This window comes from Streptomyces sp. NPDC104307, assembly GCF_055584045.1.
On record NZ_JBVJMU010000008.1, the window covers coordinates 35,837 to 60,324 of the forward strand.

The window sequence follows — 24,488 nt, forward strand, 5'->3', positions numbered from 1 at the left end:
CCGGTTCTGCCGTCCCAGGCACACGCCCCGTCCCCGGTTCCGCCGTCCCCGGCGCACGCCCCGGACACCGACCCGGAGCGCTGGCCGGACGTCGCCCGGCCGCCGCACGCGTCCCGGCCGCGGACCGTCGTCGCGCGGCGGCTCGTACGCCACGCGCTGGCCCGGCTCCCGCTCCGCGCCCGGCTCGCCGGACAGGAGGACATCGGCCTCGGCGGCCCCCTGATGGACATCCGCGACCCCGATGCCTTCTTCCGCAGGATCGGCGTGAACGGCCTGATCGGCTTCGGGGAGTCGTACATGGCGGGCGAGTGGGACTCGCCCGACCCGGTGGGCGTCCTCACGGTCCTCGCCGGGCACGTCTCCACCCTGATCCCGCAGCCCCTCCAGAAGCTGCGCGGACTCTGGGCAGGGCGCCGGCCCGCCGAACAGCTCGGCACCCCGGAAGGCGCCCGGGACAACATCAGCCACCACTACGACCTGTCCAACGAGCTCTTCGCGCTCTTCCTCGACGAGACCCTCAGCTACTCGTCCGCCGTCTTCCGCAGCTTCCCCGCGGACGCCGAGGCGCTGCCCGCCGCACAGCACCGCAAGATCGACCGGCTGCTCGACCTGGCCGGGGTCGGACCCGGCACCGAACTCCTCGAAATCGGCACCGGCTGGGGAGAACTGGCGATCCGGGCCGCCGCCCGAGGGGCCCGCGTCCTCTCCGTCACGCTCTCCGCCGAACAGCGGGACCTGGCGCGCCGCAGGATCAGCGAGGCCGGGTACGCGGACCGGGCCGAGGTCAGGCTCTGCGACTACCGCAGCGTGGAGGGGAGTTTCGACGCCGTGGTCAGCGTCGAGATGATCGAGGCGGTCGGCGCGGAGTACTGGCCGGTCTACTTCCGGACGCTGGAGGAGCGGCTGGCCCCCGGCGGCCGCATCGCCCTCCAGGCCATCACCATGCCGGACGACCGGATGCGCGCCTCCCGGACCACCTTCACCTGGATCCACAAGTACATCTTCCCCGGCGGACTCCTGCCGTCCGTCGAGGCCATGACGGAGGTCGCGGCCCGGCACACCGGCCTGCGCATCGACCGGTGCGACGACTTCGGCACCCACTACGCCGAGACGCTGCGACTGTGGCGCGAACGGTTCACCGAACGGGCGGCGGAAGTCGACGCACTCGGTTTCGACGCGACCTTCCGCCGCATGTGGACCTTCTATCTGGCCTACTCCGAGGCGGGATTCCGCTCCGGCTACCTCCATGTGCGGCAACTGCTGCTGACCCGTCAGGAAACGGCGTGATGACTCCTACCGGCAAGCAGGACAAGCAGACGACGACCGGCGCCGCCCAGCGCCTCGAACCCCTCGTCGAACAGCTGCTCGGCGGCCCGCTCCCGGTCAGGGTGCGGATGTGGGACGGCAGCGAGACCGGAGCCGCCGACGGCCCCCTGGTCCATGTCCGGTCCCGGCGGGCGCTGCGCCGGCTGCTGTGGGAACCGGGCGAACTCGGTCTCGCCGAGGCGTACATCACCGGCGACGTCGAGGTCGAGGGAGACCTGGCCGAGGGGCTGCGGGCGATGCGCCGCGCGGTACGCGAGCGCGGACTGCGCCCGCCGTGTCCCGGTGTCGGGGACCGGCTGCGGGCCGCCGGCACCGCACTGCGCCTCGGCGCGGTGGGCCCCCGGCCACCGGTCCCGGCCGCCCGCGCCGGGCTCCACGGCGTCCTGCACAGCAAGTCCAGGGACCGGGCCGCGATCAGCCACCACTACGACCTCTCCAACGACTTCTACGCCCTGCTCCTCGACGAGACCATGGCCTACTCCTGCGGCTACTGGACCAGTGACGCACCCGGCTACGAAGCCGTCGACGCCCAGCACGACAAGCTCGAACTCATCTGCCGGAAGCTGGACCTGCGCCCCGGGGCGCGGCTGCTCGACATCGGCTGCGGCTGGGGCTCGCTGACCCTGTACGCCGCACAGCGGCACGCAGTCCGCGTCACCGCCGTCACCCTCTCCCGCGAACAGGCCGCCCACGTCCGCGCGCAGGTGGCGGCACGGAACCTGGAGGACCTGGTCGAGGTCCGCTGCTGCGACTACCGCGACATCGGCCTGGCCCCGGGCCACGAGGGCGGCTACGACGCGGTGTCCACCATCGAGATGGGCGAGCACGTAGGTGACGCCGAGTACCCCGCCTTCACCGCCACACTGCACGCCATGGTCCGCCCGCAGGGCCGGGTGCTGGTCCAGCAGATGTCCCGGGGCCGCAACGCCCCGGGCGGCGGCGCGTTCATCGAGTCGTACATCGCCCCCGACATGCACATGCGCCCGCTCGGTGAGACGGTCGCGCTGCTGGAGGGCGCCGGACTCGAAGTGCGCGACGTCGAGGCCCTGCGCGAGCACTACGTACGGACCGTCGACGCTTGGCGGGAGACCCTGGAGCGGAAGCAGAAGGAGTTCACGGACCTGGTGGGTGAGGAGACCGTACGGGTGTGGCGGCTCTACCTGGCCGGTGGCGCCCTCGTCTTCGAGGAACGTGGGATGGGCGTCGACCAGATCCTCTCCGTGCGGCCGGAGGAGACCGGAACGGCCGGGATGCCCGCCACCAGGCGGGGCTGGTACGCCGATCCGGCGGCGGTACCGCCCGCCCGCGACGGCATGACGGCCGGGGCCACCGGATGAACGGCTTCGGATGGGCGGCGTTCGCACAGGGCCTCGCGCCCGCCGCGGGCGCCGCCCTCGCCGTCATGCTCGTCACCTTCGCCGTCGCGCTGCGCAAGGGCGTGCACCGCGTCGTGGACGTCGCCTGGGGTCTGGGCTTCACCGCCGTCGCGCTGGTCTCGTACGCCATGTCGGCGGGCGGCGGCGGGGACGGCACCCGGCGGCTGCTGGTCACTGCGGCGACGGCGGTGTGGGGGCTGCGGCTGGCCTGGCACATCGCCCGCCGGGGGCGCGGGCACGGGGAGGACCCGCGCTACGAGAAGATGCTGGCCAGAGCGCCGGGCAGCCCCGCGCTGTACGCCCTGCGGAAGGTGTACCTGCTCCAGGGCGCGCTGGTCTGGCTGATCTCGCTGCCGGTGCAGGCGGCCGGGTACGTGCGAGGGCCGGCCGGCGCCCTGGTGTGGGCGGGGGCCGCGCTCTGGGCGGTCGGGCTCGGCTTCGAGGCGGTGGGGGACCACCAGCTGGCCCGGTTCAAGGCGGATCCGGCCAACCGGGGACGGATCATGGACCGGGGGCTGTGGTCCTGGACACGGCATCCGAACTACTTCGGTGACTTCTGCGTGTGGTGGGGGCTGTTCCTGATGGTCTGCGAGGCGCCGGCAGCGGCCGCGGCCACCCTCGTGGCGCCCGTGCTGATGAGTTTCCTGCTCATCGGCGGCAGCGGAAAGGCCCTGCTGGAACGGCATATGGCCGAGCGCCCCGGCTTCGCCGAGTACACCGCCAGGACCAGCGGCTTCCTCCCCCGGCCGCCACGCGGGTAGCGCACCTGGCGCGGTGCAGTGGGCCCCGTACCTCCATCGCCTCCCAACGGCGGAGGTACGGGGTGAGCACCGCGAAGTGGCCACGGCCCGCCGGGACGACCCGACCCGGGCGAGCACGGAGGCCACCGCGTCCCTGGGGCGGGACCCGCGCGTGGCGGCCGACGGTCCCGCCCATGGCGTGTTCCCGCCGTGGCCCGGCTCATGCGGCCGGTGACCGGCCGGAACACGCCGTTCCGGCCGGTCACCGGCCGCCTCCTCAGGCCGGTGGCAGCTTCATCAACGCCAGCGGGGTGGTGGTCGGCTGCTCGGAGCCACCCGCCGGTTCGAGCGTGACGCCCATGCCCGTCGCGTCGTCCACCGGTCCTTCGAGGAGGGTCGCGTACGTCGTCGACGATGGGCCGGTCGCCTGCATCAGCCCTGCCGAACGCATCGTGCCGCCGTCGTCGTACCAGAGCTGGTAGTCCTTGCCCGCAGGCGCCTCCGGCAGCCCAGAGGCGAGGAAGACGGCCCGGTCCTGGCTCCTGGAGACCACCACGGTGCCCTTCGCGCCGTCGCTCAACGTGGCCGAATCGGTCTTGGCGTCGGGTGCCGAGATGACCTCGGCCACCTGCGCGCTCCGCTGCTCACTGGCGCGGGCGTCGGACCGGGCGTCCTGTGCCTCCTGGTTCTGCTGTACGGCGACGCCGCCCAGGCCGGCCGCCGCGGCCAGGCACGCGGCCAGCGCGAACTTCGACCACCGCCCGGCCCTGGCCGCGCCGTTCCGCTCCGCCGTACCGCCGGAGCGGGCGCGGTGACGGCTGGACGGCGGCTCCTGCCGTACGGTCGTGATCTCCCGCAGTACGCGCTCGCGCAGATCCCGCGAGGGCGTGGCCGACACGGCGAGGCCGAGCCGGGTGGCGGTCTCCGAGAGCTCCCGCACCTCCACGGAGCAGGCCTCGCAGTCGCCCAGGTGGCGTTCGAACTCCCGGCGCTCGGTCTCCGGGAGCGCGTGGAGGGCGTAGGCCCCGGTCAGTGTGTGAAGTCCGGCGTTGCTCATGCGCTCACCCCGAGGCAGTCGCGCAGCCGGATCAGCCCGTCGCGCAGTCGAGTCTTGATCGTTCCGAGCGGTACCGCCAGCAGTTCCCCGACCTCGCGATAGGTCAGTCCGCGGTAGTACGCCAGAGTGACGGATTCCCGTTGCAGCTCCGAGAGCGTCCGCATGCAGCGGCGGACCTGCTCCCGCTCCAGCCGGCTCTCGACCTGTTCGGTGACGTCGTCGAAGGCGGGGGTGCGGTCGAGCAGCGCCGCCTTGTGCTCACGGGCCGTCGTCGCCTCCACCGAGCGCACCCGGTCCACCGCGCGGTGGTGGGCCAGCGTCAGCACCCAGTTCATGGCGCTGCCGCGGGCCGCCTGGAAGCGGGGCGCGGTGCGCCACACCTCCACCAGCACCTCCTGCGCGACCTCCTCCGACTGGGCGGGGTCGCGCAGGACGCTTCTCACCAGCCCGAGCACCGGGCCGCAGACGGCTTCGTACACCTGGGCGAAAGCGTCCTGATCTCCTCTGGCGACCATCCCCAGGAGTTCCTGGAGGTCGGGTCCGGCCGAGGCCAGTCCGCTGATGTGCACGGCTTCTTTCACGCGGGCTTCCTCCCGGGACGGTCATCGGTCTCCACAGATGATTCGGAGCCGGTGACGGTGCGGATTGGTCGGCGGACGGGAAAATGTGCGAATCCTTCCCTGCCCCGCCTTCCATGGTGTGCGGATTTCGCGATACATCGCGGTTGACTGGTTCGGAGAACTCGCGATATGTTCGGTGACGAGTATTCGACGGCGAGCGAAAGGTGGTGGGGGCGGTGGCCAAACGGCGCAAGCTCAGTAATCCTCTGGCACTCACGGTGATGGTGCTGCTCGCCGAGCGGTCGATGCACCCGTACGAGATCGCCCAGACCCTGCGCCGTCGGGGCAAGCAGCACAGCGTCAAGATCAATTTCGGCTCGCTCTACACCGTGGTCCAGAACCTGGAGAAGCACGGATACGTGGAGGTCGCGGGCGTGCAGCGGGAGGGAAACCGCCCCGAGCGCACGCTCTACGGCATCACGGAGGCCGGGCGGACCGAGATGCTGGACTGGCTGTCCGACCTGATCGCGGTCCCGGCCGCGGAGTTCCCCGCCTTCGACACGGCCCTGTCACTCCTTCCCGTCCTGCCGCCGGACGAGGTGGCAGAGCTGCTGGCGGACCGGGAGCAGGCTCAGACGATGCAGGCCGCCGCGCTCCGGGGGGTCCTCGCCCAGCTGGGCGGCAGACTCCCCCGGGTCTTCGTCGTGGAGACCGAATACCAGGTCCACATGATCGAGGCGCAGCTGGAGTGGATCAGGAGTTTCCGCAAGGAACTCGATGAGGCCACCATCAGCGGCATCGAGGAATGGAAGTCGTTCCACGAGACGGGCGAGGTGCCCCAGGACTGGAAGGACATGGACCAGCAGGACATCGTCCTCGATCCCGCGCGCGAGGCGTGACGGGGGAGGACGGGCAGCACAGAGAAAAGACCCCGGCAGGCGCTGTTGGAGCAGCGCCCGCCAGGGTCTCGAACCCCGGACCGGACATGCCGTGAAGGCGGGCCAGGCCATCGAGGTGCGGCACACCCAGGATAGCCCGGCACTCCACGCGTGGAACGGACCGGCGTACCGGGCACCCGGAGAACCGGGTGCCCCGCCGACCACAGGAGAGCTCTGTCATGAGCACCCGTGCGCCAGCCGTAGCGGCGCGACAGCTGATCAAGACCTATCCGGGTGATGTCACCGCGCTGAACGGCATGGACCTCACCGTGCCGTCCGGCACCGTCTTCGGGCTCCTAGGGCCCAACGGCGCGGGGAAGTCCACCACCGTCAAGATCCTCACCACACTCGCCCGCCCCGACTCGGGCCACGCCTCGGTCGCCGGGCACGACGTCCTGCGCCACCCCGACCGGGTCCGCCGGGCCATCGGCGTGGTCGCCCAGAAGTCCGGCGCCGACCCGGTCGCCACCGGCCGCGAGAACCTGCTGCTCCAGGGCCGGCTGTACGGGATGCGGGGCACCGCCGTCCAGCGGCGGGCCGACGAACTGCTGGACCGCTTCGGCCTCGCGGACGCCGCGAGACGCCAGGTCAAGGGGTACTCGGGCGGGATGCAGCGCCGACTGGACGTGGCACTCGGGCTGGTCCACCGCCCCGAGGTGCTCTTCCTCGACGAGCCGACGACCGGCCTCGACCCCGAGGCCCGCACGGCGATGTGGGACGAGATCTCCCGGCTGGCCGGCGAGGAGGGCCTGACCATCGTGCTCACCACGCACTACCTGGAGGAGGCCGACCGGCTCGCGGAACGCGTCGCGATCGTCGACCGAGGCCGGATCGTCGTCGAGGGCACCCCCGACGAGCTCAAGGGCGAACTGCGCGGCGACGCCGTCCACCTGGAGCTGCGCGCCGAGACGGACCGCGACGCCGTCGGTGCCGCGCTGTCCGGCCTGCCCGGCGTGTACGAGGTACTGGTCGAGGAGCGCCGGGTCAGCGTCCGCGCCGAGGACGGAGCGGCGGCCGTCCCGGTGCTGCTCGGTGCCCTGGAGCGGGCCGGTTCCGCCGTCGCCTCGGCCACCGTCGCCCGCCCCTCCCTCGACGATGTCTATCTGCGCTACGCCGGGCGCCGCTTCTCCGAGGCGGAGTCCGCCGGTTCACACGACGCGCACGCCCCGGTCGCCGCGGGAGGCACCCGATGAGCAGCCAGACCCTTTCCCAGACCTGGTACATGACCCAGCGCCAGCTGACGGCGGTCCTGCGGCAGCCGGTCTTCCTGGCGATCTCGCTGATCCAGCCGGTGATCTGGCTGTTCCTGTTCGGCAACCTCTTCAAGAAGGTCGTCGAACTGGGCGGCTTCGGCACCACGTCGTACCTGGACTACCTGATCCCCGGCATCGTCGTGATGAGCGCCCTGGGGTCGAGCATGTGGGCCGGCATGGGCACCCTGGAGGAGATAGAGCGCGGCACGCTCAACCGCTTCCTGACGACACCGGTCAGCCGCAACGCCCTGATGAACGCCAACGTCGTGCAGAACGGCATCAGTACGGCCGCACAGTCCGTGGTCATCGTGCTGCTCGGCCTGGCCGCGGGCGCCGACTACCCGGGCGGGGTGGGCGGACTGCTGGTCCTGGTCGTCGCCTCGATCCTGCTCGGCACGGTCTTCGGCGCGCTCTCCAACGCCCTGGGCATGCTGGTGCGCCAGCGGGAGTCGATCATCGGTATCAACACGTTCCTGCTGTTGCCGCTGACCTTCCTGTCCTCGTCCTTCATGGCCCCGAGCCAGATGCCGTCGTGGATGCGCCACATCGCCGACTTCAACCCGGTCAACTGGGCGATGGTGGCGGGCCGCTCGGCGCTGAGCGCGGAGCCGGACCGGTGGCTGGTGCTCAGCCGAGGGGGAGCGCTGCTGGTGCTCGCCGCGGTCGCGGTGTGGCTGTCGACCCGGACCTTCCGTTCGTACCAGAAGTCGGTCTGACCGACGCCGTGTCCCGGACGCCCCGCGCCGTGACCGGCCCGGGGCGTCCGGGGGCGAGCGGGGAAGCGCACATGGCTGTGCCCCGGTCCATGGACCGGGGCACAGCCATGCATGAGCCGGATGCCGTGCGGACGCGACCTACGCGGCGCTCTCTTCGCGTTCCACCTGTGCGTTCCACTCACGCTTGACCGAGCGCCAGGCGTCGTCGTTCTGGCCGAGCCGCCAGTAGCCGGAGATCGACAGCTGGGGCAGCGGGATGCCTCGGTCCAGCCGCAGGTGGCGGCGGATGTCCTTGACGAAACCGGCCTCGCCGTGGACGAACGCCTGCACCTCGCCCGCCGGGAACTCAAGATCCTTGACGGCGGCGGTGAGCGCCTCACCGACCGGGCGGTCGCCCCGGTGCAGCCAGGTCACCTCCGCGCCGTCCGGAGTGGTGATCTTCTGCTCCTCCGCGGCGTCCGCGACCTCGATGAAGGCGCGCACCACCGCGTCCGCCGGCATCTGCTCCAGCGCCGCGGCGATCGCCGGCAGTGCGCTCTCGTCGCCCACCAGGAGGTGCCAGCCGGCCGAGGCGTCCGGGCCGTAACCGCCGCCCGGCCCCAGGAACGTCACCTGGTCACCGGCCTTGGCGCGGGCGGCCCACGGGCCGGCCAGGCCCTCGTCGCCGTGCACCACGAAGTCGATGGCCAGTTCCCGGGCGGCCGGGTCCCAGGAGCGCACCGTGTACGTACGGGTGGTGGGCCACAGCTCGCGCGGGAACTCCTCGCGGATGCGGGCCATGTCGAAGGGGTGCGCGTAGTCGGCGCCCTCGGGGGCGAAGCAGAGCTTGACGTAGTGATCGCTGTAACCGGAGAGCGCGAAGTCCGCGAGACCGTCGCCGCCGAGCACCACCCGGATCATGTGCGGGGTGATCTGCTCGGTGCGCAGGACCTGCGCACCCTGCGCCGTGGGGGCCTGCCGCGCCGGTCGTTCTGCCACAGAAATTCTCCCTGTTACGTCTACCCGGACCATCGATTTAGGGTTACCTAAGTAAACCTAACATCTCAGTTCCGGAGCGAGAAGAGCAGCCGTTGCAGGGCGCCCCCCAGCCCCCACTGCTCCGCGAGCGCTTCGAGGGCCGCCGGGTCGAGCGGCTCCGCGGGCAGCGCGGGGTCGAACGCCGGAAGCGGCACATCGCCGGCGACCCGTACCACCGTCGGCGCGACGGCCAGGTAGTCGCGGGCCCCGTCGAGCCGTTTGCGCTGCGTGGGCGTCAGCTTCGCGGCCGGGTCGTCGACCGCCGCCATGATTCCGGCGAGGTCACCGAAGGCGTCCAGCAGCTTGGCCGCCGTCTTCTCGCCGATGCCGGGCACACCGGGCAGCCCGTCGCTCGGGTCGCCGCGCAGCAGTGCCAGATCCACGTAGCCGGAGCCGTCCACCCCGTACCTCTCGCGCAGCCAGTCCTCGTCCGTCACCTGGAGCGATCCGACGCCCTTCAGCGGGTAGAGCACCCGCACCCCGCGGGCGTCGTCCACCAGCTGGTAGAGGTCCCGGTCGCCCGTGACGATGTCCACCGGGCCGGTCGCCAGGCCGGTCAGCGTGCCGATCACGTCGTCCGCCTCGTACCCCGCGGCGCCGACCCGGGCGATCCCCAGGGCGTCGAGCACGTCCTCGATGACCGGCACCTGCGGGGCCAGCGTGTCGGGCGTCTCCTCCTCGTCGGGCAGCCCCGTGCCGGTCTCCACCGCGACGCGGTGCGCCTTGTACGACGGGATGAGGTCGACCCGCCACTGCGGCCGCCAGTCCGCGTCCCAGCAGGCGACCAGATCGTCCGGCCGGTGGTCCTGCACGAGCCGGCCGATGAAATCGAGCAGTCCGCGCACGGCGTTCACCGGGGTGCCGTCCGGTGCGCGCACCGAGTCGGGGACTCCGAAGTAGGCGCGGTAGTAGAGGGAAGCGGTGTCGAGGAGCATCAGGCGTCGCGTCACCCCCCGATGATGCCGCACCCCGCTGACAGTGGCCGCAGAGGACGCGGTTCCCGATCCCAAGCGGCTTCTGTGTGAGCTGGGTCACTCTCGTGTTTGGCTTGTGTAAGCGGGGGCAGGCGCGGCATTGGAGCGGACTACGTCGCATTTTCAACTTGTGCACGTGCCATGCGGACCGAATCCGCGCGCTCCACGGTCTGCCGGAGGGGGTGGCAGACCGTTTCCGGTTCAACGCGTGAGGTGTATGTGTCAAGGCTGCAAGCCGAACACTTGTACAAGGTCTTCGGCAGACGACCCGATCAAGCCGTGCGGAAACTCGAAGGCGGCTCCAGCCGCGACGAGCTGCGCGCCGAGGGAACGACCGCAGCGGTGATCGACGCATCGTTCACCGTGGAACCGGGACAGATCTTCGTTGTGATGGGTCTGTCCGGGTCCGGCAAGTCCACTTTGCTGCGGATGCTCAACGGGCTGCTGGAGCCCACCGCGGGGAAGGTGCTGTTCGACGGCCAGGACCTGACCGCCTTGGCCCCCGCCGAACTGCGCCACGTCCGGTCCACCAAGATCAGCATGGTGTTCCAGCACTTCGCCCTCTTCCCCCACCGCAGCGTGCTGGAGAACGCCGGCTACGGCCTGGAGGTACAGGGCGTCCCGCGTGACGAGCGCAACCGGCGCGCCACGGAGGCCCTGGAGATGACCGGCCTGGCGGGCTGGGAGAACTCCTGGCCCGACGAGCTGTCCGGCGGTATGCAGCAGCGTGTCGGCCTGGCCCGCGCGCTGGCCACCGACGCCGACCTGCTCCTCATGGACGAGTCCTTCAGCGCACTCGACCCGCTGATCCGCCGCGATATGCAGGACCAGCTCCTGGAACTGCAGAAGCGGCTGAAGAAGACCATCGTCTTCATCACCCACGACCTCAACGAGGCCATGCGCCTCGGTGACCGCATCGCCGTGATGCGCGACGGGGAGATAGTCCAGCTCGGCAGCGCCGAGGACATCCTCGTCACCCCGGCCAACGACTACGTCGCCTCCTTCACCCAGGACGTGGACCGCTCCCGGGTGCTGACCGCGGGCGCGATCATGGCCGAGACGGACACCGTCATCGGCACCAGGACCGATGCGGGCAAGGAACTCCGTACCCCGGAGGACGTCCTGCGGGAGGCCCCGGCCACCGTCACGGAGTCCACCCCGATCATCGAGCTGTTCACGCCCTGCTCGCAGAGCGCCGTCGCGGTCGCCGTGACCGACGACAAGGGCAAGCTCGTCGGCGTCGTGCCCCGTGCCCGGCTGCTCGCCGTGCTCGGTGAGCCGATGACCCCCGCCGAGGCTCCCCTGGACGCCGCGGCCTCGCTGAAGAAGGTGGCCAGTGTTTAGGCTCCACCTCGGCGACTGGGTCGACTCCGCCGTCGACTGGCTCCAGACCCATCTGGCCTGGCTCTTCGACGCCATCAGCTCCATAGTCAGCGGAATGTTCGACGGCATAGCCGCCGTGCTCTCCGCCCCCGCACCCCTGCTCTTCGCGGGCATCGTCGCTGTCATCGCCTGGTGGCTGCGCGGTCTGCTCGCCGGTGTGCTCGCGTTCGTCGGCTTCGCCCTCATCGACTCGGTCGAGTTGTGGGACGAGGCGATGGACACGCTCACCCTGGTACTCGTCGCGACCATCGTGACGCTGGTGCTGGCCGTTCCGCTCGGTATCTGGGCGTCCCGCTCCAAGACCGTCAGCGCGGTGACCCGGCCGGTCCTCGACTTCATGCAGACCATGCCCGCCATGGTCTACCTGATCCCCGGCGTCATCTTCTTCGGCGTCGGTGTCGTCCCCGGCATCATCGCCACCATCATCTTCGCGCTGCCCCCGGGCGTCCGGATGACCGAGCTGGGCATCCGGCAGGTCGACGGTGAGCTCGTCGAGGCGGCGGAGGCCTTCGGCACCACCTCGCGCAACACCCTGCTGCGGGTGCAGCTGCCGCTGGCGCTGCCCACGATCATGGCGGGCATCAACCAGGTCATCATGCTGGGCCTGTCCATGGTGGTCATCGCCGGCATGGTCGGCGGCGGCGGCCTCGGTGGCTCCGTCTACCGCGCCATCGGCAACGTCGACGTCGGCCTCGGCTTCGAGGCCGGTATCTCCATCGTCATCCTGGCGATGTACCTGGACCGGATGACCAGCGCCCTGGGCCGCGAGGTCTCCCCGCTGGCCCGCCGCGCGCTCGCCAAGGCGCAGGCCATGGCCGGCGGACTGAAGGTGTGGAACTACCGCCCGCAGCCCGTCGTCGCCGTGGCCGGCATCGTCGTCCTCGCGCTCGTCGCCGGAAGCATGAGCCTGTTCGGCGGCTCCTCGGACGCGGACAACACCGCGAAGAGCGACCCGAAGAACGTCGGCGCCGGCAAGACGGTCAGCATGGGCTACATCCCGTGGGACGAGGGCATCGCCTCCACCTTCCTGTGGAAGGAGCTGCTGGAGCAGCGCGGCTTCAAGGTCGACGCCAAGCAGTACGAGGCCGGCGCGCTGTACACCGGTATGGCCAACGGTCAGATCGACTTCGAGACCGACTCCTGGCTGCCGGTCACCCACGCCGCGTACTGGAAGAAGTACAAGGACCGCCTGGACGACATGGGCTCCTGGTTCGGACCCACCACCCTGGAACTGGCCGTCCCCTCGTACGTGAAGGACGTCAAGACCCTGGACGACCTCAAGGGCAAGGCCTCCAAGTTCAAGGGCCGCGTCGTGGGCATCGAGCCGAGTGCCGGTGAGACGGGCCTGCTCAAGGACAAGATCCTGCCGGGCTACGGCCTGGACAAGGAGTACAAGGTCGTCGACGGCTCCACGCCGTCCATGCTGGCCGAGCTGAAGCGCGCGTACGCCAAGAAGGAGCCCATCGTGGTTCCGCTCTGGTCGCCGCACTGGGCGTACAACCAGTACGACCTGACCAAGCTCAAGGACACCAAGAACCTCTGGGGCAAGGGCGACGGCATCCACACGCTGAGCCGCAAGGGCTTCTCCGACGAGAACCCCGAGGTCGGCAAGTGGCTGAAGAACTTCAAGATGACCGAGGACCAGCTCACCAGTCTTGAGGCGCAGATCCAGAAGAGCGGCTCCGGCAAGGAGCAGGAGGCCGTCCGCACCTGGCTCAAGGCCAACCCGGGCTTCGCCGACAAGGCGGCTCCGGTCGCCGCGGCCAAGACCTCCAAGGGCGCCAACGGCAAGGACGAGCGCGAGCGCACCGTCGAGATGGCCTGGTTCCCGTGGGAGGAGGACATCGCCGCCACGTACCTGTGGAAGGCCGTCCTGGAGGACCGCGGATACAAGATCAACCTCAAGCAGTTCGAGGTCGGCCCGATGTACACCGCGATGTCCCGCGGCCAGCTCGACGTGCAGTTCGACGGCTGGCTCCCGTACACCCAGAAGAACTACTGGGACAAGTACGGCTCCAAGCTGACGGACGTCGGCTCGTGGTACGGCCCCACCTCGATCGAGGTCGCGGTGCCCAGCTACGTCAAGGACGTCAAGACCCTGGCGGACCTCAAGGGCAAGAGCGACGAGTTCAAGGGCCGGATCGTCGGCATCGAGCCGGGCACGGCCACGATGGAGAACCTCAAGAAGAACGTGCTGCCGAAGTACGGCCTGGACAAGGAGTACAAGGTCGTCGACTCCTCGACGCCCGGCATGCTCGCTGAGCTGAAGCGCGCGTACGCCAAGAAGGAGCCCATCGCGGTACTCCTGTGGACCCCGCACTGGGCCTACAACGAGTACAAGATGACCAAGCTCCAGGACCCGCAGAAGGCGTTCGGTGAGGGCGACCGGCTGCACACCATCGGTTCCAAGGACTTCCCGAAGAACTACCCGCAGCTCACCAAGTGGTTCAAGAACTTCAAGCTGAGCGAGGACCAGCTCGGCGGCCTGGAGAACGAGATCCAGAAGCGCGGTACGGGACACGAGGAAGAAGCCGTGAAGGCCTGGATGGACAAGAATCCGGGCATCGCGGACAAGATGGCACCTCAGCAGTAACCCCGTCGTGCCCCACCAGGGGCCCGGCGCAGAAAGGGGTGGTCCCCGCCGGCGGCGGGGACCACCCCTTTCGGGCTGTCCGGACGTCTCATTACCGGCCGTCCTCGCGTAACGGTGTGCGTAAGGTGCTGGCAGCCGGAAGGATGGGGTCGGGAGGGAGCCGGACATGGACGACAAGGAAACACTCCGGGTGGGCGCGGCGGTCCGACGGCAGCGAAGGTCCCTGGGGCTCACGCTGGCCGCGGTCGCGACGCGCAGTGGCCTGTCCGTACCGTTCCTCAGCCAGATCGAGAACGAACGGGCCAGACCCAGCGCCCGGTCCCTGGACCGGGTCGCGGACGCGCTGGAGACCACCACCGCGCGGCTGCGGGCCGCCGCCGACTCGGCGCGCGCCGTCGACGTCGTGCGCGGTACGCCACAGGACGGGGACGGGGTACGCCGGGTGGTGCGCGGACGCCACCAGCTCAGCGCCCTGGAATTCACCGGTGAGCTGGACCTCGGCCGCGAGTTCCAGCACCGCAACGACGAGGTGCTGTACGTGGCGGAGGGCGCCGCAGAGGTGGAGGCGGAGGGCCAGGCGTACCGGCTGGAGCGCGGCGACACGCTGTTCCTGTCCGGGGGAGTGCGCCACCGCTGGCGGGCCACGGTCCCCGGCACCCGGCTGCTGTTCGTCGCGGTGGCCGAACACATCGACGCGACGTTCGACCCGCGCCGCTGAGGCGCGGAGCTGTCAGGAGGAATCAGTGGTGCGGGTCGTCTCCCTCGTCCCCTCGCTCACCGAGGCCGTCGCCGAGAGCGGCCCCGGGCTGCTCGTCGGCGCCACCGACTGGTGCACCCACCCCGCCGGGCTGCGGGTCGCCCGGGTCGGGGGCACCAAGAACCCCGACGTGCCCGCGATCCTCGCGCTGCGCCCCGATCTCGTCGTGGCCAACGAGGAGGAGAACCGGGAACCCGACCTGGCCGCGCTGCGGGAGGCCGGGACCGAGGTGCTCGTCACCACCGTCCGCACGCTCGACGACGCGTTCGCGGAGCTGGACCGGCTGCTGACCGGGGCCTGTGGACTGCCGAGGCCCCACTGGCTGGACGAGGCGGAGGCCGCCTGGGCGGCACTGGACCCGCCGTCCGCCCCGCGCCGTGCCGTCGTCCCCGTCTGGCGGAAGCCCTGGATGGTCCTGGGCCGCGACACCTTCGCCGGGGACCTGCTGGGCCGGCTCGGCGTGCGCAACGTCTACGCGGACCACGCCGAGCGCTACCCCCGGATCCCGCTCGACGAGCTGAACGCGGCCGGCGCGGACCTGGTGGTGCTGCCCGACGAGCCGTACCGGTTCACCGCCGCCGACGGACCCGAGGCATTCCCCGCACTGCCCGCCGCACTCGTCGACGGGCGGTACCTCACCTGGTACGGACCGTCACTGGTCCGGGCGCCCGCGGCGCTGCGGGCGGCGCTGCGCTGAACGGCCGGCACCACCGCACCGCCGGCCTCACCACCATGGCCGCGCCCGCGTCCGGGGCCGCGCAAAACCGCTGGCCCGTGCCCCGGGCGGCCGGGAAGGATGCGCGGATGACCATCACCGCACCGCCCGCCTCCGGTGTCCGCCACGACTGGTCCGGGTTGCCGGCCGCCGTGCGCCGCGCCGTGGAGGACATCCTCGGCTCGCCCGTCGTCGAAGCCCGCAGCCAGAGCGGCGGCTTCTCGCCCGGCGTCGCCGCCCGGGTCAGGCTCGCGGACGGCGGCCGGGCGTTCGTCAAGGCGGTGAGCGCCGAGGTGAACGCCGGAGCCCCGGACCTGCACCGCGCGGAGGCCCGCCACACCGCCGCCCTGCCGCCGCACGCCCCGGCGCCCCGGCTGCTCGGCTCGTACGACGACGGCACCCGCGTCGCGCTCGTACTGGAGGACATCGAGGGCCGTCAGCCCGCCGTCCCCTGGGACCCGGCCGAGCTGGACCGGGTCCTGGCCGCCGTCACCGCGCTCACCCGCTCCCTCACCCCGGCGCCGATCGACGCACCCTCCGTCGCCCGGCGCGAGGCCTCGATGTTCACCGGCTGGCGGACCCTGCGCGCGGCAGGGGGCGACGCCCGCCTCGGCCCCTGGGCCGCGTCCCGTCTCGGCGCCCTGGCGGAACTGGAGTCCGGCTGGGCGGAGGCCGCGGAGGGCGACAGCCTCGCCCACGCCGACCTGCGCGCGGACAACATCCTGCTCACAGCGGACCGGGTCGTCTTCGTCGACTGGCCGCACGCGGTGCGCGCCGCGCCCTGGTTCGACCTGCTGGCGATGCTGCCGTGCGTCGCGGCGCAGGGCGGCCCGGACCCGGAGGCCGTCTTCACGGCCCACCCGCTCGGCCGTGACGCGGAACCCGCGGCGGTCACCGCCGTGCTCGCCGCCCTGGCCGGCTACTTCGTCGGGCACTCACTGCTTCCCGGACCGCCGGGCCTGCCCACACTGCGGGCGTTTCAGGCGGCCCAGGGCGCGGCCGCCCTGGGCTGGCTACGGAACCGGCTCGGCCAACGGCTCGGCTAGCCGGGCCGCCTCCGCCACCAGCGCCGCCATCACCCGTACGTCGTCGCCCATCTCCGGATGCCACTGCACCCCGAGCACCCAGCCCGCGCCCGGCCGTTCGACCGCCTCCACGGTGCCGTCCGCCGCGTGCGCGGAGGCCACCAGGCCCGCGCCGAGCCGGTCTACCGCCTGGTGGTGGTAGGTGGGCACGGCGCAGTCGCCGGGCACCACGGAGGCGTACCTGGTCCCCGGCACCGGCGTCACCGTATGGGAGCCGAACACGCCGCTCTTCCCCTCGGGGCCCGTGTGCCCGTCCATGTGCTGGGTCAGCGTCCCGCCGAGGGCGACGTTGAGGAGCTGCATCCCCCGGCAGATGCCGAGCAGCGGGGTGCCGGACTCCAGCGCCGCGCCGATCAGCGCCGCCTCCCAGCCGTCCCGCTCGGGGGCGGGCGGCCCGGTCCGCGGATCACGCCCGGCCCCGTACCGCGCCGGGTCCACGTCCGGACCGCCCGCGACCACCACCGCGTCCAGCCGCGCCACCACCGAAGCGGCCGCCTCCGGGGAGTCCGGCGGCAGCAGCACGGCCAGGCCGCCCGCCTCACGGACCAGCCGGCTGTAACCGGCGGGCAGCAGCGTGGCGGGCAGGTCCCAGAGCCCCCAACGTGCCGAGTCCACCAGATATGTACTGACCCCGATCAGCGGGCTGTTCATCGGATCTCCCTCTCGCACGGCACGCGGAACGCATCGGCACCGTATCCAAATCCCTTGCCCTGCCCATAGATTTGGATCAGCTGTCCATAGATCCGGATCATCTGTCGGCCTGCGAGGAGAGGATCCATCCGTGTCCGACCGAACAGCCCCGCTCGCCGTCGAGGAACTCCGCGTCCTCGTCGACAGCGGCGAGATCGACACTGTGGTCCTGGCCTTCCCCGACATGCAGGGGCGGCTCCAGGGAAAGCGCTTCGCCGCCGGTTTCTTCCTCGACGAGGTCGTGCCGCACGGCACCGAAGGCTGCAACTACCTGCTCGCCGTCGACACCGACATGAACACCGTCGACGGCTACGCCATGTCCTCCTGGGAACGCGGCTACGGCGACTTCGCCATGCTCCCCGACCTCACCACGCTGCGCCGGGTGCCCTGGAACGAGAGCACCGCGATGGTCACCGCCGACCTCGCGTGGAGCGACGGCTCACCCGTCGTCGCCGCGCCCCGCCAGATCCTGCGCCGTCAGCTGGACCGTCTCGCCGGGCACGGCTACACCGCCCACGCGGGCACCGAACTCGAATTCATCGTCTTCAAGGACACCTACGAACAGGCCTGGGACCGCGGCTACCGCGACCTGACCCCGGTCAACCAGTACAACGTCGACTACTCCGTCCTCGGCACCGGCCGCGTCGAACCCCTGCTGCGCCGCATCCGCAACGAGATGGCGGGCGCGGGCCTCACCGTCGAATCCGCCAAGGGCGAGTGCAACCCCGGCCAGCACGAGATCGTGTTCCGCTACGACGAGGCCCTGGTCACCTGCGACCAGCACGCCGTCTACAAGACCGGTGCCAAGGAGATCGCCGCCCAGGAGGGCGTCGCGCTCACCTTCATGGCCAAGTTCAACGAGCGCGAGGGCAACTCCTGCCACATCCACCTCTCGCTCCGCTCCACCGAAGAGCCCGGCCGCAGCGTCATGGCGGAAGGGGACGGCGCCATGTCCCCGGTGATGCGGCACTTCCTCGCCGGGCAGCTCGCGGCGCTGCGCGACTTCTCGCTCCTCTACGCGCCGAACATCAACTCCTACAAGCGGTTCCAGCCCGGCTCCTTCGCCCCGACCGCCGTCGCCTGGGGCGCGGACAACCGCACCTGCGCGCTCCGGGTCGTCGGGCACGGCCAGTCGCTGCGCTTCGAGAACCGGCTCCCCGGCGGCGACGTCAACCCGTACCTCGCCGTCGCCGGACTCGTCGCCGCAGGCCTGTACGGGATCGAGCACGGGCTCGAACTCCCCGAGCCCTGTGCCACAAACGCCTACACCGCCGAATACGACCACGTCCCCACCAGTCTGCGCGAGGCCGCCGTCCTCTGGGAGCACAGCGAGATCGCCGAAGCCGCCTTCGGGGCCGAGGTCGTCGCGCACTACGCCAACATGGCCCGCGTCGAGCTCGAAGCCTTCGACGCGGCGGTGACCGACTGGGAGATCAAGCGCTCCTTCGAACGTCTGTGAGGACTTCCTTGACCCGTGAGCACCAGGTACTGAACCCGGCGACGGAGGAGATCGTCGCCACCGTGCCGGCCACCACCGCGGCCGGGGTGGACGCCGCCGTCACCCGCGCCGCGGCCGCCCAGCGGACCTGGGCCGCGCTCGCCCCCGCCGACCGGGCCCGGCTGCTGCGCCGGTTCGCCGCCGCCGTGGACGGCCGGACCGAGGAGCTGGCCCGGCTGGAGGTCCGCGAGGCGGGCCACACCATCGGCAACGCCCGCTGGGAGGCCGGCAACGTCCGCGATCTGCTCGACTACGCCGCCGGGGGAGTGGAACGGCTGAACGGCCGGCAGATCCCCGTACCCGGCGGCATCGACATCACCCTGCTCGAACCCCTCGGCGTCATCGGCGTGATCGCACCCTGGAACTTCCCCATGCCGATCGCCGCCTGGGGCCTGGCCCCCGCCCTCGCGGCGGGCAACGCCGTCCTCCTCAAACCCGCCGAGACCACCCCGCTGACCGCGCTCCGGCTCGCCGCTCTCGCCCTGGAGGCCGGACTGCCCGAACACCTCTTCCAGGTACTGCCCGGCGCGGGCGAGGAAGCGGGCAACGCCTTGGTCGAGCACCCGGACGTCGCCAAGATCGTCTTCACCGGCTCCACCCGGGTCGGCAAGCGGATCATGGCCAAGTGCGCCGAGCACGTGAAGCGGATCACCCTCGAACTCGGCGGCAAGAGCCCCAACATCGTCTTCGCCGACGCCGACCTCGAAGCCGCAGCGGCCGCCGCCCCCATGTCCTTCCTGGACAACGCGGGCCAGGACTGCTGCGCCCGCACCCGGATCCTGGTCCAGCGGTCCGCGTACGACCGCTTCCTGGAGCTGCTCGCCCCGGCCGTCGCCGCCGTCGTCGTGGGCGACCCGTCCGACGAGAAGACGCAGATGGGCCCGCTCATCTCACGCTCCCAGCTGGACCGGGTGCGCGGCTACGTCCCCGAGGGCGCGGCCGCCATCCGGGGCAGCGCGCCCGGGGGCGCCGGATTCTGGTTCCCGCCGACCGTCCTCACCGACGCGTCCGAGGACTCGCCCGTCGCCACGGAGGAGGTGTTCGGTCCGGTCGCGGTCGTGCTGCCCTTCGACGACGAGGCGGACGCCGTCCGGCTCGCCAACGCGACGCGCTACGGCCTCGCGGGCTCCCTCTGGACGCGGGACGTGGGGCGCGCGCTGCGCGTCTCGCAGGCCGTCCGGGCGGGGAACCTCTCCGTCAACTCCCACTCCGCGGTCCGCTACTGGACCCCGTTCGGCGGGTTCAAGCAGTCCGGCCTCGGCCGCGAACTCGGGCCCGACGCCCTCACCGCCTTCACCGAAACCAAGAACGTCTTCCTCAGTACGGAGGCCTGAACCGGTATGACCACGGACAACGGGAACATCTGCCGCCGCCTCGTCGGCCGCACCGCCGTCATCACCGGCGCCGGCAGCGGGATCGGCCTCGCCACCGCCCACCGGCTCGCCTCCGAGGGCGCGCACGTGGTCTGCGGCGACATCGACGAGAGCGCGGGCAAGGCGGCCGCAGAGGCGGTCGGCGGCACCTTCGTACGGGTCGACGTCACAGACCCCGGACAGGTCGAGGCGCTGTTCGCGGCGGCGCACGACACCTACGGCTCCGTCGACATCGCCTTCAACAACGCCGGCATCTCGCCGCCCGACGACGACTCCATCCTCACCACGGGCCTGGAGGCCTGGAAACGCGTCCAGGACGTCAACCTCACCTCCGTCTACCTCTGCTGCAAGGCGGCCCTGCCCTACATGCGGCGCCAGGGGCGGGGCTCGATCATCAACACCGCCTCCTTCGTCGCCAGGATGGGCGCCGCCACCTCGCAGATCTCCTACACCGCGTCCAAGGGCGGGGTGCTCGCGATCTCCCGTGAACTGGGCGTCCAGTTCGCCCGCGAGGGCATCCGGGTCAACGCGCTGTGCCCGGGACCGGTCAACACCCCGCTGCTCCGGGAACTGTTCGCCAAGGACCCGGAGCGCGCCGCCCGCCGACTGGTGCACATTCCGCTCGGCCGGTTCGCGGAGGCGACCGAGATCGCGGCCGCGGTCGCCTTCCTGGCGAGCGACGACTCCTCCTTCGTCAACGCCACGGACTTCCTCGTCGACGGCGGCATCTCAGGCGCCTACGTCACGCCCCTCTAGACCATGTCCGCAAGGTCCGGAACCTAGAGTGGGGCGATGAGCAACGCGACGCCGCCCGGCTGGTATCCGGACACCGCCGTACCGGGCCACGAGCGGTGGTGGGACGGTACGGCGTGGACCGGCCACACCCGCCCGTACGCCGCCGCGGTACCGCCGTACGTCCCCGCGCAGTCCGCTTCCCCCGCCGGGCCCGGCCGGGGGAGCGGCGGCGGAAGCGGCCGGATCGTCGCCATGGTGGTGGCCGGTGCGGTCGTCGTCGGCGCGGCGGTGACCGGAGCGGTGCTGCTCGGCAGGGACGACGACGGCACGCGCCCGGTGGCCCGGTCGAGCAGCACCCCGCCCCCGGACACCGCCACCCACGACGGCCCCGGCGACAGCCCCTCGCCGGACGCCCCGGCAGACGGCGGCGACCCGGCCGTGCTCGTGGACCAGCTCAACGGCATCACCCTGCCGATCCCCGACGGGTGGGAGAAGCCGGAGAGCACCGTGGAGGGGGTGCTCACGATGCGCACCGCCCGCTCCTACAGCTGCCCCGGCAGCTCCGGGGACTTCTGCTACCACGGCACGGTGACCACGCGGACCCCCAACGCCGCCGACGCCGACACCGCGGAGAAGCTCGCCAAGGACGACATAGCCGACGCGGCGGACGCCGCGTACCAGGAGAACGCCGTCGGCACCCGTATCCACGGCGGCATCACGTCCCACAAGCAGCTCGCCGCCGCCTCGGTCAGCGTGGCGGGACGCACCGGCTACGAGGTGCGCTGGAAGGTCGTCACCGGGAAGGGCCCCGGCGGCTACGTGCAGTCGCTCGTCTTTCCGTCGAGCGTCGGCAGCGAGTCGCTCGTCGTCGTGCGCTACGCCTTCGACGCCGGCCCCGACGGGCCCCCGCTCTCCCTCATGGACACCCTCACCAAGGGCATCCGGCCGATCGGTGACAGCGCGACGAACGGCGGCGTCGGCAGCTCCGTGGCTCCCTGACGCCGCCCCGGGTTCAGAGGAAGGTGCGGCCCTCGCCCCGGTACGTCGGCACGGTCGCCGTGATCCGGTCCCCCTCGATCAGCTGCAACTCGTCGAACCGTTCGCACAGTTCACCGGCCTTGGCGTGCCGGAACCACACCTTGTCACCGATCAGCAGATCGTCGGCCGGGGCGCCGAGCAGCGGGGTCTGCACCTCGCCAGGGCCCTCCTGCGGGTCGTAGCGCAGCCCCTCCGGCAGGTACGGGACCGGCAGCCGGTCGGGACCGGCCGCACCGGACGCCGGGTAACCGCCACCGAGCACCGTCACCACACCCACCCCGGGCCTGCGTACCACCGGCTGGGCGAACAGGGCCGCCGGACGGGCCGTGAACGAGGTGTAGTTGTCGAACAGCCGGGGCACGTACAGCCCGGAACCGGCCGCGATCTCCGTCACCGCGTGCTCCGCGGCGGTGTGCTGCACACTGCCGGTGCCGCCGCCGTTCACGAACTCCAGGTCCGGCGCCACGGCCCGTACCGCCCGCACCACCTCGGCGCGCCGGACCGCCAGTTCCCGCCGGGCGGAGGCCTGCATCAGCCGGATCGCCCGGGACCGCAGCGGGCGCCCCGCGACCGAGTCACCGACCCCGGCGATATGGCCCTCGTACGCCATCAGACCCACCAGCCGGAAACCGGGCCTGCGGGCCACGGACCGGGCCAGCTCGGCCAGTTGGGCGGGGGAGCGCAGGGGCGAGCGGAGCGCCCCGATCCTGACCCGGCCGCCGAGCATCCGCAGCGAGGTGTCCAGCTCCAGACAGACCCGGATCTCCTCGCCGCCCCCGGCACGCGCCGCGTCGATCAGCTCCAGCTGCGCGTGGTCGTCCACCATCACCGTCACGGCGGCGGCCAGCTTCGGGTCCGCGGCGAGCTCCGCGAACGCCGGCCGGTCGGCCGAGGGATAGGCCAGCAGCACGTCCTCGAACCCGGCACGGGCCAGCCACAGCGACTCGGCCAGCGTGAACGACATGATCCCGGCGAAGCCGGGCCGCGCGAGCACCCGCTCCAGCAGGGCACGGCAGCGCACCGACTTGCTCGCCACCCGGACCGGCTTCCCGGCCGCACGGCGTACCAGGTCGTCGGCGTTGGCATCGAAGGCCTCCAGATCGACGACGGCGATCGGGGCATCGAGATGGGCGGTGGCCCGGTTGTAGCGGGTCCGGTCAGCGGCGCGGGCAGTCATGGCCGCAGCTTGCCAGACACCTGTACCGCTGGGTAGGGGGATGATCTGCGCAGATCGGTCCGGCGCCCGGCGGCCCGCTCCCATCAGGGGTGCCGCAGCCCGTAGAGTGACGGTCACGCGGCGCGCAACGAGCCTGCCTGTGGCGGCGATCCGCGTGCGGTACGGAACGGACCAGGGGGGCTGATGAGTACCGAGGCGCAGCGCGCTCCCGTCCCGCCACGCCCGGCCACCCCGCCGGACGGCCGGGCGCCCACGCCCCCGGGACCTGCCGCATCCGCATCGGCCGCCGCATCCGTACCGTCTGCCGCATCCACATCGCCCGCCGCACCCGCACTCGCACCATCTGCCGCATCCGCACCGCCCGCACCGCCTGCACCGCCCGCACCCGAGGCAACCGCAGCCCCGGTCGCAGTCCCGGCGAAGCCGCCCGCCGCCGCACCGCCCGCCGTGGAGTCGACCGCCCGGCTCCGGCCCGTGCCACCGGCACCGCCGCGCCCCACCGGGCCCCCCGCCGCTCCGGCCTTCCCGCCCCGCCCCGCGACGCCGCCCGCGGCGACCCGGCGCCGCCCGGTGGGCGCCGTGGAGCTCGGCGCGCCGCCCCGGTGGTCAGAGGAGCCCGCCGCGCCGCCCGCCGGCTGGCCGCCGCAGTTCCTCCCCCCGGCCGAGACGCCCGCCGAGACCACCACCAGGCTCCGCCCCGTACGGACCAGGAGCCCCTTCAGGACCGCGGCCGCCGCCGTCTGCGTCGTGCTCGGGCTCGGCCTGATCGGCGGCGCGGCCACCGGCAGCTGGCTGATCAGCGACTCCTCGGCCGATCCGGCGGCCCACAGCACCTACAACGTGGGCCGCGCCGCCTGGCACAGCGTGCCCGTGGACACCCTCTTCCCGCGCACCCTCAAGGGCGACGGCGCGGGGCCCGGCGGCTCCGACCGGGTCTGGACCAGGCTCGCCGTCGCCCCGGACAGCGGCTGCGCGACGGCTCTGGACCCGCTGCTGCTGAAGACGGTGCGCCCGGCCGGCTGCGCCAGGCTGCTGCGCGCCACGTACACGGACGCGACGTCCAGCAGCGTCACCACCGTCGGGCTGCTCTTCACCGAGGGCGACACCGAGGCCATGCGGGCGCTCAGCACCCGGTTCACCGGTCAGCACCTGGACGCGCGCACCGATCTGATGCCGCGCGCGTATCCCGTCAAGGGCACCCCGGCCGCCGGATTCGGCGACAAGCAGCGCGCCAGCTGGAGCGTGCAGGTACTGACCGAGGTCCCCGTCGTGGTGTTCGCGGTCTCCGGTTTCGCCGACGGGCGTGCGGTCACCGCCCCGCAGCCCGCTGCCGAGGCCATGGCCCGGAACGCCACGACCGCCGCCGCCCAGGCCGGGCTCGGCCACGAGGCCAAGGGCCTGGCGGGCCTGGTCGAACGCGGTCTGCGCAGGGCCGTCACAGAGCGCACGGAGAAACCGGAGTGATCCCCGAGTGCCAGGAGTGACCA

22 protein-coding genes are annotated in these 24,488 nt (G+C 71.9%); 16 read left to right on the forward strand and 6 right to left on the reverse strand.

The window, feature by feature from the left end; genetic code table 11:
- Nucleotides 1-6 precede the first annotated feature (6 nt).
- The 3 genes from ACZ601_RS21255 to ACZ601_RS21265 are packed head-to-tail and all read left to right on the forward strand — an operon-like array spanning nt 7 to nt 3,463.
- Nucleotides 7-1,287 carry a class I SAM-dependent methyltransferase gene (locus ACZ601_RS21255; RefSeq protein ID WP_469540654.1) on the forward strand — a complete coding sequence of 427 codons (1,281 nt, stop codon included), beginning with the start codon at nt 7-9 and terminating at the stop codon, nt 1,285-1,287.
- A complete protein-coding gene (locus ACZ601_RS21260) occupies nt 1,287-2,663 on the forward strand; it encodes a class I SAM-dependent methyltransferase (RefSeq protein ID WP_469540657.1) in 1,377 nt (458 codons plus the stop codon). Before ACZ601_RS21255 ends, ACZ601_RS21260 begins: the two co-directional genes overlap by 1 nt.
- Nucleotides 2,660-3,463, forward strand: a complete 804-nt coding sequence (locus ACZ601_RS21265) for a DUF1295 domain-containing protein (protein ID WP_469540171.1) — start codon at nt 2,660-2,662, stop codon at nt 3,461-3,463. The genes ACZ601_RS21260 and ACZ601_RS21265 overlap by 4 nt, the downstream gene beginning before the upstream one ends.
- A 256-nt stretch (nt 3,464-3,719) precedes the next feature.
- Here the strand turns inward: ACZ601_RS21265 and ACZ601_RS21270 are convergent, their stop codons facing one another.
- Both ACZ601_RS21270 and ACZ601_RS21275 read right to left on the reverse strand, forming a co-directional pair.
- On the reverse strand, nt 3,720-4,499 hold the full coding sequence (locus ACZ601_RS21270) for an anti-sigma factor (protein ID WP_469540174.1): 780 nt from the start codon (nt 4,497-4,499) through the stop codon (nt 3,720-3,722).
- Complete coding sequence (locus ACZ601_RS21275) at nt 4,496-5,080, reverse strand: sigma-70 family RNA polymerase sigma factor (RefSeq protein ID WP_073737408.1); 585 nt, start codon at nt 5,078-5,080, stop codon at nt 4,496-4,498. The genes ACZ601_RS21270 and ACZ601_RS21275 overlap by 4 nt, the downstream gene beginning before the upstream one ends.
- Nucleotides 5,081-5,295: 215 nt before the next feature.
- On the opposite strand from ACZ601_RS21275, the gene ACZ601_RS21280 reads away from it, so the two are divergent.
- The 3 genes from ACZ601_RS21280 (at nt 5,296) to ACZ601_RS21290 (ending at nt 7,966) form a co-directional block, all read left to right on the forward strand.
- Nucleotides 5,296-5,958 (forward strand): PadR family transcriptional regulator, encoded by a 663-nt coding sequence (locus ACZ601_RS21280; RefSeq protein ID WP_469540177.1) that lies wholly within the window; start codon nt 5,296-5,298, stop codon nt 5,956-5,958.
- A 218-nt stretch (nt 5,959-6,176) separates the two neighbouring features.
- A complete protein-coding gene (locus ACZ601_RS21285; RefSeq protein ID WP_469540180.1) occupies nt 6,177-7,190 on the forward strand; it encodes an ATP-binding cassette domain-containing protein in 1,014 nt (337 codons plus the stop codon).
- A complete protein-coding gene (locus ACZ601_RS21290) occupies nt 7,187-7,966 on the forward strand; it encodes an ABC transporter permease (protein WP_469540182.1) in 780 nt (259 codons plus the stop codon). Before ACZ601_RS21285 ends, ACZ601_RS21290 begins: the two co-directional genes overlap by 4 nt.
- Nucleotides 7,967-8,104: 138 nt before the next feature.
- On the opposite strand, the gene ACZ601_RS21295 is transcribed toward ACZ601_RS21290, so the two are convergent.
- Nucleotides 8,105-8,944 carry a siderophore-interacting protein gene (locus tag ACZ601_RS21295; protein WP_440576731.1) on the reverse strand — a complete coding sequence of 280 codons (840 nt, stop codon included), beginning with the start codon at nt 8,942-8,944 and terminating at the stop codon, nt 8,105-8,107.
- A 65-nt stretch (nt 8,945-9,009) separates the two neighbouring features.
- Entirely contained in the window at nt 9,010-9,918 is a 909-nt protein-coding gene (locus ACZ601_RS21300) for a 5'-3' exonuclease (RefSeq protein WP_469540659.1), read from the reverse strand.
- A gap of 318 nt (nt 9,919-10,236) precedes the next feature.
- Between ACZ601_RS21300 and ACZ601_RS21305 the strand changes: the two genes are divergently transcribed.
- From ACZ601_RS21305 to ACZ601_RS21325, 5 genes are all read left to right on the forward strand, one after another.
- Nucleotides 10,237-11,301 carry a quaternary amine ABC transporter ATP-binding protein gene (locus ACZ601_RS21305; RefSeq protein ID WP_469540186.1) on the forward strand — a complete coding sequence of 355 codons (1,065 nt, stop codon included), beginning with the start codon at nt 10,237-10,239 and terminating at the stop codon, nt 11,299-11,301.
- Complete coding sequence (locus ACZ601_RS21310) at nt 11,294-13,933, forward strand: ABC transporter permease/substrate binding protein (protein ID WP_469540189.1); 2,640 nt, start codon at nt 11,294-11,296, stop codon at nt 13,931-13,933. The genes ACZ601_RS21305 and ACZ601_RS21310 overlap by 8 nt, the downstream gene beginning before the upstream one ends.
- Nucleotides 13,934-14,099: 166 nt before the next feature.
- Nucleotides 14,100-14,651, forward strand: a complete 552-nt coding sequence (locus ACZ601_RS21315; protein ID WP_024494137.1) for a helix-turn-helix domain-containing protein — start codon at nt 14,100-14,102, stop codon at nt 14,649-14,651.
- A 28-nt stretch (nt 14,652-14,679) separates the two neighbouring features.
- Nucleotides 14,680-15,387 carry a helical backbone metal receptor gene (locus ACZ601_RS21320; RefSeq protein WP_469540192.1) on the forward strand — a complete coding sequence of 236 codons (708 nt, stop codon included), beginning with the start codon at nt 14,680-14,682 and terminating at the stop codon, nt 15,385-15,387.
- A 107-nt stretch (nt 15,388-15,494) separates the two neighbouring features.
- Nucleotides 15,495-16,451 (forward strand): aminoglycoside phosphotransferase family protein, encoded by a 957-nt coding sequence (locus ACZ601_RS21325; protein ID WP_469540194.1) that lies wholly within the window; start codon nt 15,495-15,497, stop codon nt 16,449-16,451.
- Here ACZ601_RS21325 and ACZ601_RS21330 read toward each other — a convergent pair.
- Nucleotides 16,419-17,141 (reverse strand): gamma-glutamyl-gamma-aminobutyrate hydrolase family protein, encoded by a 723-nt coding sequence (locus tag ACZ601_RS21330; protein ID WP_469540197.1) that lies wholly within the window; start codon nt 17,139-17,141, stop codon nt 16,419-16,421. The genes ACZ601_RS21325 and ACZ601_RS21330 overlap by 33 nt on opposite strands.
- A 130-nt stretch (nt 17,142-17,271) precedes the next feature.
- Between ACZ601_RS21330 and ACZ601_RS21335 the strand changes: the two genes are divergently transcribed.
- The 4 genes from ACZ601_RS21335 to ACZ601_RS21350 are packed head-to-tail and all read left to right on the forward strand — an operon-like array spanning nt 17,272 to nt 21,785.
- The gene (locus tag ACZ601_RS21335; protein ID WP_469540200.1) at nt 17,272-18,639 is read left to right on the forward strand and encodes a glutamine synthetase family protein; all 1,368 of its coding nucleotides are present in this window, start codon (nt 17,272-17,274) and stop codon (nt 18,637-18,639) included.
- 8 nt (nt 18,640-18,647) lie between these two features.
- A complete protein-coding gene (locus tag ACZ601_RS21340) occupies nt 18,648-20,012 on the forward strand; it encodes an aldehyde dehydrogenase family protein (RefSeq protein WP_469540203.1) in 1,365 nt (454 codons plus the stop codon).
- 6 nt (nt 20,013-20,018) lie between these two features.
- Nucleotides 20,019-20,807, forward strand: coding sequence for a 3-oxoacyl-ACP reductase (locus tag ACZ601_RS21345; protein ID WP_469540205.1), 789 nt, complete (start codon nt 20,019-20,021; stop codon nt 20,805-20,807).
- A gap of 36 nt (nt 20,808-20,843) precedes the next feature.
- Nucleotides 20,844-21,785, forward strand: coding sequence for a DUF2510 domain-containing protein (locus ACZ601_RS21350; RefSeq protein ID WP_469540207.1), 942 nt, complete (start codon nt 20,844-20,846; stop codon nt 21,783-21,785).
- 13 nt (nt 21,786-21,798) lie between these two features.
- On the opposite strand, the gene ACZ601_RS21355 is transcribed toward ACZ601_RS21350, so the two are convergent.
- Nucleotides 21,799-23,001 (reverse strand): amino acid deaminase/aldolase, encoded by a 1,203-nt coding sequence (locus ACZ601_RS21355; RefSeq protein WP_401929944.1) that lies wholly within the window; start codon nt 22,999-23,001, stop codon nt 21,799-21,801.
- A 570-nt stretch (nt 23,002-23,571) separates the two neighbouring features.
- Between ACZ601_RS21355 and ACZ601_RS21360 the strand changes: the two genes are divergently transcribed.
- Nucleotides 23,572-24,465, forward strand: a complete 894-nt coding sequence (locus ACZ601_RS21360) for a hypothetical protein (RefSeq protein ID WP_469540662.1) — start codon at nt 23,572-23,574, stop codon at nt 24,463-24,465.
- The last annotated feature ends 23 nt before the right edge of the window (nt 24,466-24,488 follow it).

Excerpts from the sequence above, each read along its gene's own strand:
- ACZ601_RS21260 (WP_469540657.1), top strand. The coding sequence starts at position 1,287 with ATGACTCCTACCGGCAAGCAGGACAAGCAGACGACGACCGGCGCCGCC.
- ACZ601_RS21265 (WP_469540171.1), top strand. The coding sequence starts at position 2,660 with ATGAACGGCTTCGGATGGGCGGCGTTCGCACAGGGCCTCGCGCCCGCC.
- ACZ601_RS21270 (WP_469540174.1), bottom strand. The coding sequence starts at position 4,499 with ATGAGCAACGCCGGACTTCACACACTGACCGGGGCCTACGCCCTCCAC.
- ACZ601_RS21285 (WP_469540180.1), top strand. The coding sequence starts at position 6,177 with ATGAGCACCCGTGCGCCAGCCGTAGCGGCGCGACAGCTGATCAAGACC.
- ACZ601_RS21290 (WP_469540182.1), top strand. The coding sequence starts at position 7,187 with ATGAGCAGCCAGACCCTTTCCCAGACCTGGTACATGACCCAGCGCCAG.
- ACZ601_RS21300 (WP_469540659.1), bottom strand. The coding sequence starts at position 9,918 with ATGCTCCTCGACACCGCTTCCCTCTACTACCGCGCCTACTTCGGAGTC.
- ACZ601_RS21315 (WP_024494137.1), top strand. The coding sequence starts at position 14,100 with ATGGACGACAAGGAAACACTCCGGGTGGGCGCGGCGGTCCGACGGCAG.
- ACZ601_RS21325 (WP_469540194.1), top strand. The coding sequence starts at position 15,495 with ATGACCATCACCGCACCGCCCGCCTCCGGTGTCCGCCACGACTGGTCC.
- ACZ601_RS21330 (WP_469540197.1), bottom strand. The coding sequence starts at position 17,141 with ATGAACAGCCCGCTGATCGGGGTCAGTACATATCTGGTGGACTCGGCA.
- ACZ601_RS21345 (WP_469540205.1), top strand. The coding sequence starts at position 20,019 with ATGACCACGGACAACGGGAACATCTGCCGCCGCCTCGTCGGCCGCACC.
- ACZ601_RS21350 (WP_469540207.1), top strand. The coding sequence starts at position 20,844 with ATGAGCAACGCGACGCCGCCCGGCTGGTATCCGGACACCGCCGTACCG.
- ACZ601_RS21355 (WP_401929944.1), bottom strand. The coding sequence starts at position 23,001 with ATGACTGCCCGCGCCGCTGACCGGACCCGCTACAACCGGGCCACCGCC.